12 protein-coding genes are annotated in these 11,268 nt (G+C 52.3%); 1 reads left to right on the top strand and 11 read right to left on the bottom strand.

Annotated features, from left to right (window positions below; translation table 11 throughout):
• Positions 1-130: 130 nt before the first annotated feature.
• The gene (locus ACO0LC_RS28750) at positions 131-604 is read left to right on the top strand and encodes a DUF695 domain-containing protein (RefSeq protein ID WP_423009624.1); all 474 of its coding nucleotides are present in this window, start codon (positions 131-133) and stop codon (positions 602-604) included.
• Positions 605-621: 17 nt separating this feature from the next.
• On the opposite strand, the gene ACO0LC_RS28745 is transcribed toward ACO0LC_RS28750, so the two are convergent.
• The 11 genes from ACO0LC_RS28745 to ACO0LC_RS28695 form a co-directional block, all read right to left on the bottom strand.
• The gene (locus ACO0LC_RS28745; protein WP_423009616.1) at positions 622-1,722 is read right to left on the bottom strand and encodes an ABC transporter ATP-binding protein; all 1,101 of its coding nucleotides are present in this window, start codon (positions 1,720-1,722) and stop codon (positions 622-624) included.
• 12 nt (positions 1,723-1,734) lie between these two features.
• On the bottom strand, positions 1,735-3,324 hold the full coding sequence (locus ACO0LC_RS28740) for a glycoside hydrolase family 3 protein (RefSeq protein WP_423009614.1): 1,590 nt from the start codon (positions 3,322-3,324) through the stop codon (positions 1,735-1,737).
• Positions 3,321-4,142, bottom strand: coding sequence for a carbohydrate ABC transporter permease (locus ACO0LC_RS28735; RefSeq protein ID WP_423009612.1), 822 nt, complete (start codon positions 4,140-4,142; stop codon positions 3,321-3,323). Before ACO0LC_RS28735 ends, ACO0LC_RS28740 begins: the two co-directional genes overlap by 4 nt.
• A gap of 2 nt (positions 4,143-4,144) precedes the next feature.
• Positions 4,145-5,065, bottom strand: a complete 921-nt coding sequence (locus ACO0LC_RS28730) for a carbohydrate ABC transporter permease (RefSeq protein WP_423009610.1) — start codon at positions 5,063-5,065, stop codon at positions 4,145-4,147.
• Positions 5,062-6,321, bottom strand: coding sequence for an ABC transporter substrate-binding protein (locus ACO0LC_RS28725; protein ID WP_423009608.1), 1,260 nt, complete (start codon positions 6,319-6,321; stop codon positions 5,062-5,064). The genes ACO0LC_RS28730 and ACO0LC_RS28725 overlap by 4 nt, the downstream gene beginning before the upstream one ends.
• A 151-nt stretch (positions 6,322-6,472) precedes the next feature.
• Positions 6,473-7,483 (bottom strand): SIS domain-containing protein, encoded by a 1,011-nt coding sequence (locus tag ACO0LC_RS28720; protein WP_423009622.1) that lies wholly within the window; start codon positions 7,481-7,483, stop codon positions 6,473-6,475.
• Complete coding sequence (gene nagA / locus ACO0LC_RS28715) at positions 7,476-8,597, bottom strand: N-acetylglucosamine-6-phosphate deacetylase (protein ID WP_423009620.1); 1,122 nt, start codon at positions 8,595-8,597, stop codon at positions 7,476-7,478. The genes ACO0LC_RS28720 and nagA overlap by 8 nt, the downstream gene beginning before the upstream one ends.
• 2 nt (positions 8,598-8,599) lie before the next feature.
• The gene (locus tag ACO0LC_RS28710; RefSeq protein ID WP_423009606.1) at positions 8,600-9,334 is read right to left on the bottom strand and encodes a GntR family transcriptional regulator; all 735 of its coding nucleotides are present in this window, start codon (positions 9,332-9,334) and stop codon (positions 8,600-8,602) included.
• Positions 9,335-9,359: 25 nt separating this feature from the next.
• Positions 9,360-10,304 carry a BadF/BadG/BcrA/BcrD ATPase family protein gene (locus ACO0LC_RS28705; protein WP_423009604.1) on the bottom strand — a complete coding sequence of 315 codons (945 nt, stop codon included), beginning with the start codon at positions 10,302-10,304 and terminating at the stop codon, positions 9,360-9,362.
• A gap of 244 nt (positions 10,305-10,548) precedes the next feature.
• Positions 10,549-10,977 (bottom strand): ExbD/TolR family protein, encoded by a 429-nt coding sequence (locus ACO0LC_RS28700; protein ID WP_423009602.1) that lies wholly within the window; start codon positions 10,975-10,977, stop codon positions 10,549-10,551.
• A gap of 136 nt (positions 10,978-11,113) precedes the next feature.
• Positions 11,114-11,268: ExbD/TolR family protein (locus tag ACO0LC_RS28695; protein ID WP_423009618.1), on the bottom strand; the 155-nt coding region annotated here is incomplete at its 5' end.

Genomic DNA, 11,268 nt, shown 5'->3' with positions numbered 1-11,268 from the left:
TTATAACCGCCAGCGACGTCACTCGCGTCTTGGCAATATATCGCCAGCCTTATTTGCTGAAAATTTTAATCGGCACTCACAGGCAGCTTAGAACATGAGTGTCCGCTATTGACAGTACACCTCACCCTTCCTGCTAAAAATTCTATTTTGTTTTAGTGCATTCATAATTATCCCTAATGCATCTGCTCAGATTTGGGCGACGGCAACTTCAAAACATCGAACAAATGATAGTGTCATCGTATTTCGTTACCTCAAAGAATTTAAAAATAGTTACAATATTAAGCAGTATCCAGATCAAGTGACGCTTACCTGGACATATTTTGGAAACAAGGGCATGCCATCTACTGATGAGCGTGTAAAAATGGACAAATTTGAAGATACTCTTCTACCTCTACTCGACAAAGATAATTTGGCCACGCTCACGATAGTATCTACCGGCAATAATGTGCGTGAGTGGAAATACTATGCAAAGTCAAGCAGCTCTTTCAAACGTAAATTGAATCTGGCGCTTAAAGAATTCTCAGACTTGCCAATAGAATTCCAAATATCACCTGACCCAGAATGGACCGTTTATAAAAACTTTAAGGCTGCAGTCAAAGAGTAGGTGAAAGCATTGTGCTGCTAATCCCTCACTGCCAACCCATGGCCATCAAACACATGACACCTATGCCCTGGCAGTTGTATGCAAAGATCAGCCCCCGCATAAAGGTCTGAAGTATCCGCTGGCAGCTTGATGGCGAACAGATTTGCTTCACCCGCCAGTGTCGCATAGACGATGGCAGCATCCCCCAGATGTTCAACAAAGCTGATGCATACTTCAAGCTGGTTGCTGTGCTCTGTGGTTTGTGATGCCAGTTGGATGTGTTCGGCCCGGATGCCGAGACTGACTTCGTTACCTGTCTGCAAATTGCTGGCATCAAGCTGGACGTTGATATGGGTGCCTGCTGCCAGTTGCAGTTCTACCTCATTACCCAGATTGCGCAATACCTTGGCCTTCACGATGTTCATCTTCGGTGAACCGAGGAAGCCTGCGACGAAGAGGTTGGCGGGTTTGTCGTAGAGTTCCAGTGGAGCGCCTATTTGTTCTATCTTGCCGCCGTTGAATACGGCGATGCGCTGGCCCAGGGTCATTGCCTCTACTTGATCATGCGTGACGTAAATCATGGTGGCGGCAAGCTCTCTGTGCAGCTTGCTGAGTTCTATACGCATTTGTACGCGCAGGCTGGCGTCGAGATTGGATAGCGGTTCATCAAACAAAAACAAGCCGGGCTTGCGCACGATGGCGCGGCCTATGGCGACGCGCTGGCGCTGGCCGCCGGACAGGTCACGTGGCTTGCGTTGCAGCAGGTGGGTCATTTGCAGGATGCTGGCGGCGTGTTGTACGGCTGTATCTATCTCGGCCTTGCTCATGCTGGTGAGGCTAAGGCTGAAGGCCATGTTTTCATACACAGTCATATGCGGGTACAGGGCATATGACTGGAACACCATGGCCAGGCCACGCTTGGCGGGCGGGATGTCGTTTGCCAGTTGATTATCTATATGCAGTTCACCGGCGCTGATATCTTCCAGACCAGCAATCATGCGCAAGAGCGTGGATTTGCCGCAGCCTGAGGGGCCGACAAAGACCATGAATTCACCATTACGCACATGCAGGTCTATGCCTTGCAAAACCTGGTTATTGCCATAGGATTTGCTGATCTGCTGCAATCTGACTTCGGCCATTCCTTGTGTTCCTTAAGCCTGGACTACTGCAGCAGTAGAGAAACCGGCAACCGGTATCTGACCGCTGGCGACCACTTCTGCGGCAAACCAGGCGCGTGCGGCATCAATCGCAGGCGGTGCAAAGCCGTAGGTGATCAATGCGGGGGCCTGAATATCCAGCATTTGAAACGGGTTCCACAGGACCAAGTGCAGGTCTGGCTTCCAGGTGTTGCGTACCTGCTTGCTATAGCGTATGCGCACGGTAGATGCCAGCACGACGAAGCGGCCATCGTCTGGCAAGGCGCTCCAGTCAAAGCTGTCAGCATTATTAAAGGTGACCGTATCTACATCATACAAACTGGCCAGCATGGCGCTGACTTTTGCTGCCGGTATGCCTGCTTCTGATACGCCATCGCTGACTACGTCAGCACTGATGATCAGGCGCAGCTTGCTGCCCTTCGCAGGTGGTTGTGCATTGCCTTGGGTAGTCAGGCCGCGCTTCCAGGCGCTGGACATGAGGATGCGGTCTGCCATGTCGGTCTGGTAGGCGGTGTCTATGCAGGGGTAAGCCTTGGTCAGGTCGGCCATGCGCTGCAGTTTTTGCTGTACTTCTGCGAGAGAAATCTGGCCAGACAAAATCACTTCGGTCAGGGCATTCAGGGTTTCCAGTTGCGTCTCTGTGGTGCCCAGTGCCATGACCATGTCGGCACCGGCCAGCAAGGCGCGTACTGCGGCATTGCCTACGCCATAGCGACCTGCTATGGCATGCATGTCCATGCCGTCTGTGATGACTACGCCCTGGTAATTCCATTGATCGCGCAGCAGGCCCGTCAGTATGGGTTTGGACATCGTGGCCGGGTTTTCTGCATCCAGTGCGGGATAGACGATATGCGCCGTCATCATGGCTGGCGCATTGCGGCTGACGGCAGTCTGGAAAGGTGCCAGTTCCAATGCCTGCAACTCTGCCAGGCTCTTGTTCACGGTAGGCAGGTCACGGTGGGAATCAACATTGGTGTCGCCATGACCGGGGAAATGCTTGACACAGCAGGCCACGCCTTCAGCCAGGCTGCCGTCCATCCAGGCCAGGGCCAGTTCACTGGCGCGTTTGGGATCAGAGCCAAACGAACGTTCAGAGATGACGGGATTATCGACATTGTTATTCAGATCCAGCACAGGCGCAAAGTTCCAGTTGAAACCCAGTGCCTTGACACCGCGCGCAACAGCAGCGCCCACCTGGCGGCATAGCTCAGTATCATCGCTGGCCCCCAGCGACATTGCCGCCGGGGGCTGCGGTACCCAGGTGGAGCGCACGACTGCGCCCCCTTCCTGATCGATGCCGATCAGCGCCCCCTCCCCCAAGATAAGGCGCAGATCAGCCGTCAGTTTTTTCAGCTGGATTTCGTCGACCATGTTTTGCCTGAACAGGCAAATGCCACGGATATAATTGTCTTTTAAAAATTGTGCCGACACGTCGTCAAGGCTGGTGATGGGCATGCGTATCATCACCAGTTGTCCGGCCAGGCGGCGTGCTTCTTCGCGTGTCAGGGTTTGTTGCGCATTATTGTCTTGCTTATTGTCTTGCTTATTGTCTTGCTTATTGTCTTGCTTATTGTCTTGCGTCATTTCACTGCTCCATCCATGCCGCGCATAAAAAAGCGCTGGGTAAATAAAAAGGCGACCAATATAGGTGCAACTGTCAAAATGGTTCCTGCCGCAATCACGCGGGTGCTACTGCCATAAGTGCCGCGCAAATACAGCACACCGGCAGATAAAGGAAAATCTTCTGGCTTGCTGATGACTATCGATGGCCAGATGTATTCATTCCATGCCTCTACCGCTGTCAAGATGCCTACCGTTGCCAACCACGGTGTAATCAATGGCAGGACAATGCGATAAAAGATAGTCCATTCTGTGGCACCATCGACGCGGGCAGCATCGAGCAAGTCTTGCGGCACTTCATCAAAAGCCTGCTTCAGCAACAATATAGACACTGCCGTCACGATGTTTGGCAGCACCACAGCAGTATAAGTATTCACCAGAGATATCTTGGTCATGGTGATGAAGTTGACCAGGAAATTGACTTCAGACGGCAAAATCATGGTCGCCAGTATCACGCCCATGATGAGCTTGCTACCGCTGAACTGCATGCGCGATAAAGGATAAGCAGCGAGTGAGCACACGACCAGCTTGCCTAGCACTGTCGCCAAAGTGATCAGCAATGAATTCTTGTAGAAAGCGATGATGGGAATGACGCGGAAAGCCTCGACAAAATTATCCAGCGAAATACCACGTGGCCAGAAAGTGGGAGGGAATTCAAACAGATTGCCCTCGGTGGACATCGCCACCACCAGCGTCCACCAGAATGGGAAAATGCAGATGATGGCAATCAGGCTGAGCAAGCCATATTGTGAAGCCGTACGCAGGACTTTTTTGATATGCATGCTCATTCCCTGTGCCCCGGTTTAAGCCAGCGCAGGCAGACGAATGCAATCGCCATGCAGCAGAGAGAAACAACAAAACTCGCAGCCAGGCCACGCGGCAGCTTGAGATGCTTCAAGCCCTGGTCGTAGGCGTAATACAGGGCAGTGAAGGTGGAATTCATGGGTCCACCCTGGGTTAGCACATCAACTTCCTGATAAGCTTTCAATGCGGCCAGTATCGACATGATACTGCAGACCAGTATTGTCGGCTTCAGCATAGGCACGGTGATGCGCCAGAAGCGTTGCCAGCGATTGGCACCATCCAGTATGGCTGCTTCCTGCATCTCGGCGGGCAGTGACTGCAAGGCAGCCAGATACATCACCATATACCAGCCCAGGCCGCGCCAGAAAGAGACAAACATCACGGCAAACAAGGCAAGCGCATCATCCGACAACCAGCCTAGTGGCGCAGCGATGATATGTAATTGCAGCAGCACATAATTGAGCGTGCCCTGCTCATGAAACATGAAGCCCCACATGATGCCAACTACAGAAACCGTCGTCACCACAGGCACATAATAGGCGGCGCGAAACCAGCGTATGCCGGGCAATTGATTATTCACCAGCACGGCCAACGAGATAGCGCCCAATTGAGTAAAGGGTACGACCAGCAAAAACAGTAGTGAGTTTTTAAGCCCTGTCAAAAACATATCATTCGCAAACAGCGCACGATAATTAGCGAAGCCCACCCAATGCACTTCGCGTATCAGGCTGAAGTCAGTAAAGCTCAGGTAAGAGCCATACATGACGGGCCAGAAAGAAAACATCACCAACAATAACAAGGCTGGTGTCAGGAAGGCATAAGCCAGCAAGTTGCGTCGTTTGCTGGTTGCAGATGCAGATGCAGGTATGGACGCAGGTGCGTATATATGCGGCTTGCTCATGGCAACTTCGGCCCTTGCAATTTACGGTTCCAGATCACTGCTGCTTCATCCAGCGCTTCCTGTATATCACGGCGACCAGTAACGCCCGCTTCGACGGCCTTGACCAGGAAGCGGCGCAATTCATCGTAATCATCTATGCCGCTGACATACAGGCTGCGCGCAGAATTCATGGAGTTTGCCGCCACGGCCAATGCCTGCTCTGATGCGCCGGCATTGGGTACTATTTTCTTGAAATAGGGATTTGCCAATGCCTGCTTGGTCGTGGGCATGACGCCTGCCATGCTGGCAAAAGCCAGTTGATTGGCATCGCTGGTCAGGTAACGGGCGAAGGCGGCAACTTCTGGGATATCTTTTTTCTTGATGCCTTTGGGTATGGCGAAATGGAACATCCAGCCACCATCATTGATACCAGTTGGTCCTGGAGGGACGGGAAAGATACCAGTCTGCGCATAAATTTCTGGTGCATCAGTTTGTATACGTTTGATGGCAGTCGGTGCGCTGACCATGACGCCTAAACGACCACCGAGGTAGGCATCTACCACTGCAGGAAAATTATCTTCTGCAAATAATTTATCTTTTAAAAAACCACCTGCCTTGTAAGTGGCAGCCAATTTTTTGACCAGGGTCACATGGGCAGGTGAATTGAAGACTGCCTTGCCATCACGCAGCAAATCCAGACCCTGCTGCATGAAAAAACCATCGATCTTGCCAAGTGCGGGTGCATAGCCAGGCTTGCCAGTCTTAAGAGAAATCATGACTGCCTGGGTCAGCAATTCATCCATGCTGCGTGGTGCCTGGAAGATGCCTGCCGCTGCCAGTATCTTGCGATTATAGGCAATGACATTGACGTTGCTGTAATGCGGGAAGCCATAAACCTTGCCATTGAAACGCAAGTCGGCCAATGCTGCATCAGTGTAGTCATTCGCCGCACCTGGCGCTGCCAGCAAGGCATCGACAGGTTCGAGCAAACCATCACGCGCCATTTCTTCTGCCCAGGGCACACTCAAATTCACCAGTGCGGGTGGTGTACCGGCAGCGATCGCGGTGATCAGTTTTAATTGCAGAATATCCCAGGGGAAGTCCACCCATTCAAGCTTGACGCCGGGGTGCTGTGCTTCATAATTTTTGACGAGTTCCTGAAAATAGGGAATGAATTTTGGCTTCAGGCTCATGGTCCAGAATTCGATTTTCTGGAGAGCAAAGGCATTGCCATGCAAGCCAAAACTCAATAGCAGTACGCTCAAGATCAGGCGCAACTTAGGCCTCAAAATCGATTTATTACACATACTCCCCAATATTTTTAAGCAATCTCGCATTTTAATCATACCAATCTTGCTATTAATAAAAATACTGGGGGCAGTATCTATTTTTTAAGTTTTTAAAAAATAGCCTGCTGCATCAGCTACGTCAATTTGTCTTGGTGACTTTGCTCAAGTGCCTAGGTTTGTCCGGGTCGAGACCGCGGGCAATCGACAGGTTTGCTGCCATCATGTAGAAGGCTTGTATCGCAACCACAGGATCGAGATCAGGCGTTGCTGCAACTGGCAAAGTCAGGTTACGTTCCTTGACATCTACTGGTGCTGCCAGCAAGACATTCGCGCCACGGCCACGCATTTCTTCTGCCAGGGCAATCAGGCCAGCTTGTGCCGGGCCACGGGTGGCGAATATCAATAATGGATAACCATCATGTATCAGGGCCATGGGGCCGTGCTTGATTTCTGCACCGCTGAAGGCTTCTGCCTGGATGACGGAAGTTTCTTTGAATTTAAGTGCAGACTCCAGTGCCACCGGGAAGCTTATGCCACGGCCCACTACCATGATGCGTGATGCGGGTTGCAAGACTTCTATCGCAGGTGACCAGTCAAGCTTGGTGGCAGCGTGCAGGGATTCTGGTAACTGTTCTATCGCCGCCAAAAATTCTGCATCGTTTTGCCAGTGACCTGCCAGGCGGGCACCTGCCACCAGGGAGGTAATGAAGCTCTTGGTCGCAGCCACGCTCAGTTCCGGGCCTGCATGCAGAGGCATGGTCCATTCTGCGCTTTGTGCCAGCGGCGATGCTGCGTCATTGACGAGGGCAACAGTAGTCGCACCACCTTCACGGAAATAACGGATAGGCTCAACTACGTCAGGGCTTTGGCCAGACTGTGAAATCGCAATCGCCAGCGCATCTTTTGCTGCCAGTGGGGCCTTGTTCAAGGTCACCAGAGACATGGGCAGTGAAGCGACGATGCGCCCTACCCTGGCCATGATCAGATAGGCTGCATAATTGGCAGCATGGTCTGAGCTGCCGCGAGCAACAGTGACGACGGATGTGGGTGGTTTGGCGCGCAGGTGTGCGCCAAGTTCGGCATAGCGCTCACCTTCATGTTTGAGTTGTTCGGCTACAAAATCAGCGGAAGAGCTGGCTTCCTTAAGCATCTGCGAGGTCAATCTTTTCTCCTTCTACATAAACAGCGATGAGGTTGAGCTGGCGATCCAGTACAACCAGGTCTGCGTAACTGCCAGCCTGCAGGCGGCCACGCTCATTCATTCCCAGATAATCGGCTGCGTAGGTAGAAACACGCTTCGATGCATCTTCCAGGTCCAGGCCTATACTGACCAGATTGCGCAAGGCCTGATCCATGGTCAGCGTGCTGCCTGCCAGCGTGCCGTCTTCAAGACGCACGCCACCCAGGCATTTATGCACGACCTGGCGGCCCAGCATGTATTGCCCGTCCGGCATGCCAGAAGCTGCGGTGGAATCAGTGACACAATACAGATGCGGAATCGCACGCATGGCGGCCTTGATCGCACCAGGATGGACGTGCAACAAGTCGGGAATAATTTCTGAAAACTGCGCATGCGCCAAAGCTGCACCGACCATGCCGGGCGCGCGGTGATCGAGGCGTGACATGGCGTTGTACAAGTGGGTAAAACCAGTGGCACCGTTTTCCAGCGCTGCCTTACCCTCTTCGTAAGTACCGAGGGTATGGCCTATCTGTACCTGCATGCCTATGGCTGTAAGCTCGCGAACCAGCTGTAAATGGCCATCCATTTCAGGGGCCACGGTGATCAGGCGTATCGGTGCTATCGCATCGAGGTGACGTACCTGTTCGAGTGAGCCGGTGTGGGCAAAATCTGGCTGTGCACCAAGCTTGCCGGGATTGATATACGGGCCTTCCAGATGCACGCCCAGGATACGGGCGCCACCACTACTGCGCTTGTCGACCTCGGGCCTGATACCCTGCAAGGCCAGTTCCAGATCGGCTAGCGGCGCGGTCATGGTGGTTGCCAGCATGCTGGTGGTGCCATGCCTGGCATGTTTGCGCGCGATGATCTTTACTGCATCACCGGCTTCCATGGTGTCTTTACCGCCTGCACCATGCACGTGCAAATCGACGAAGCCCGGCAGGATGTAATGCGCAGCATCAGCGTCAACTGTGTTCACGTCATTGGCATATGCAGTGATGGCATGGATTTTTTCATCGAAGGCCAAAGTCCCATACACCCAGCCTTGCGGTGTCAGTATTTGCCCCTGTACTTGTAGCGGCAAGCTCATCTGAACAACTCCGCTACAAAGTCATAATAATCGCTGCGACAATAAGAATGCGAGAGTTCTATCGCGGCACCATTCGGCAAATAAGCGACACGAGTAATGAACAACATGGCCGCGCCCTGTTTGATGTCTGCCAGACGGGCTTGCTCGGCAGTCGCATTCACGGCGCGGATATGCTGCAAGGCGCGCGCTGGTGAGAGATTATGCGATTCAAGATAGCCATACAGGCTATCACTGACCAGTTTAGGGTTAGGCATATACATCGCTGGTATCGTTGAGCTTTCTATCGCCATGACGACATTGTCGGCAGTACGCAAACGCTTCAAACGCGATACCACGGTATTGGGTGAGAGGCCCAGCGACAAAATCTCTTCAGGTGAAGCGATTCCAGTTTCGCGTGACAACCAGCGTGAGCCTGGGGCAAAACCACGGTTGCGCAATTCTTCACTGAAGTTGGTCAGGCGTGACAGTGGTTGCTCTATCTTGGGTGTGATGTAAGTCCCTGAGCCATGCTTGCGCGTCAGCATACCGCGCTCGCACAGCATGTCTATGGCCTTGCGCGCCGTCACGCGTGAAATTTCCAGGGTCTCAGACAACATGCGCTCGGAGGGCAAAGCTTCATCCGGCTGCCACAATCCACTATGTATGCCATTCGCGAGTTTGTTCGCCAATTGCAGATACAAGGGGGTAGAACTTTCTGTATCCGGTTTGAAGTCTATCAATTGTGCCAGCATGTCTGTCTTTCTTTTTTGATGTATTTTATTTGGCTTGCAAATGCTGTTGTATCAATATCAGCGCCCCGCTTGCCGAATCGGCCCTGGGCACTTGTATTCTTTGTTTTAATTCAGCGGGCAAATACACCGCTACTGGTGCTGCCAGGCCACCGCACAAGGCGATAGGCAATTCGCTTGCAGGGTCCAGTGCCCTGGCCATGATAGCGACTTCTTTACCGGCTTCCAGCATGATCTCGCGCGCCACCTCGACTTCAGGCGCAAAACGGATGACCAGCGGTGCCAGTTCGGCATAACGGGTTTGGTTGGCTACTGCCAGCCATGCGAAGACGCTATCTTTATCGCCACCACAATGTACCAGTACGGCATTAGCGAAAGGATTGCTGGCCGCACGGCCATCCAGCACACGCTGCAAATGATTGACCGCACGCATCCCCAGCCATGCACCACTTGCCTCATCACTGACAGGAAAACCCCAGCCGCCGACTTCACGACGCTGACCACTGGGTAGCAAGACTTCGCCTACACTACCCGTGCCCAGGGCGATGATAGAGCCAGGCTTGCCATCAAGTGCGCCCAACAAAGTGGTATAGGCATCGGTTTCTGCACAGACCGCGCCAAAGCCAGGATTGAGGGCCACGAATTCTCTGGCCCAGTGAATATTATGTACGCCAGCCAGGCCGCAGCCTACGGCGATGTCAGCCAGTTCTGGCATATCCAGGTTGGCTTCTGCAAAGGCTTGCTGGGTAGCCAGCAAGATCGCCTGCCAGGCCTTGTCACGACCATGCGCCAGACCAGATGGCCCGGCACTGCCCCGCCCCAATTCCTTGCCCTTTGCATCTGACAACACCACTCGCGTGCCAGTGCCACCACCATCGGCTCCAATATAATAAGTACAAGCAGGCTTTACCGGGGACGGATTTACAGTCTTTGACAAATCAGCTTCAGACAGATTTTCTGCTTGTTTATTCATTGATAAGTAAATAATTAAGTAAGGTTAAGCCGGACCAGATTCTGTACTTCTGCTACTATTTCAAGTCTCACTGTAAGTTTTTTCCCTAGTGGATGTCAATAGGTATTTAAGTGGTATCATCAAATATAATTTAAGCCTGTCTTTTTCTATCACATACTCCCCCTGATAACGGGGCGTAGCACACTCAAGACAGGCTCAAGACTCTACAAGCTTTATTACAACTTGTATTAAGCAAAAATGTTCTTTATTTCAAGAACTGCTCATTGCCGACCATACCAATCTTGGTGACACCAAGGCGCTGCGCCGCTGCCATGACAGCTGCCACAGATTTGTAAGGTACAACAGCAACAGGACGCAGATGCACTTCAGGCTGATCTTTCTGTGAAGCAGCTTCTGTCAGCTTGGCTTCGAGTTCAGCGCTGTTGACGGTTGTGCCATTCCAGGCCACGGTGCCATCAAAGTCCACATCAATATCAACTACCACAGGTGGTGCTGTTGGCGGTGGCGTGGGGCCAGTTGGCAAGTTCAGATTCACAGCATGATTCTGAATTGGAATGGTGATGATCAACATGATGATCAATACCAGCATGACGTCAATCAAAGGCGTCATGTTCATTTCTATCATCACTTCCGGATCGGCTGAACCACCGCCGGAACCTATTTGCATACCCATAATGCTTCCTTTGCTGGGGCCGACGAGAAAATCGCCCTGACTGCGTTGCAGCTCCTCGCCGTGCTATTCGCACTGTCTTCGTCGCTACGCCTTGTCAGGACAATTTTTCGTCAGCCCTGTTTAGTCATTCAAAAAACTAGTTCCGTGGTGGCGGTTCAATCACAAAGCCAACCTTGGCGATACCGGCACGTTGTGCCGTCAGGATGGTTTTGCCAACAAACTCGTAACGGGCATTCTGATCGCCACGGATATGCAATTCCGGTTGCGGGATCTTGACTGCTTCTAACGCAA

This window comes from Undibacterium sp. JH2W (assembly GCF_049340425.1).
Taxonomy (GTDB): Bacteria; Pseudomonadota; Gammaproteobacteria; order Burkholderiales; family Burkholderiaceae_D; genus Undibacterium.
The sequence above is the reverse complement of the archived record's forward strand: the minus strand, read 5'-3'. Positions and strand labels throughout refer to the sequence as shown.

Excerpts from the sequence above, each read along its gene's own strand:
- ACO0LC_RS28745 (WP_423009616.1), bottom strand. The coding sequence starts at position 1,722 with ATGGCCGAAGTCAGATTGCAGCAGATCAGCAAATCCTATGGCAATAAC.
- ACO0LC_RS28740 (WP_423009614.1), bottom strand. The coding sequence starts at position 3,324 with ATGACGCAAGACAATAAGCAAGACAATAAGCAAGACAATAAGCAAGAC.
- ACO0LC_RS28735 (WP_423009612.1), bottom strand. The coding sequence starts at position 4,142 with ATGCATATCAAAAAAGTCCTGCGTACGGCTTCACAATATGGCTTGCTC.
- ACO0LC_RS28730 (WP_423009610.1), bottom strand. The coding sequence starts at position 5,065 with ATGAGCAAGCCGCATATATACGCACCTGCGTCCATACCTGCATCTGCA.
- ACO0LC_RS28720 (WP_423009622.1), bottom strand. The coding sequence starts at position 7,483 with ATGCTTAAGGAAGCCAGCTCTTCCGCTGATTTTGTAGCCGAACAACTC.
- ACO0LC_RS28710 (WP_423009606.1), bottom strand. The coding sequence starts at position 9,334 with ATGCTGGCACAATTGATAGACTTCAAACCGGATACAGAAAGTTCTACC.
- ACO0LC_RS28705 (WP_423009604.1), bottom strand. The coding sequence starts at position 10,304 with ATGAATAAACAAGCAGAAAATCTGTCTGAAGCTGATTTGTCAAAGACT.
- ACO0LC_RS28700 (WP_423009602.1), bottom strand. The coding sequence starts at position 10,977 with ATGGGTATGCAAATAGGTTCCGGCGGTGGTTCAGCCGATCCGGAAGTG.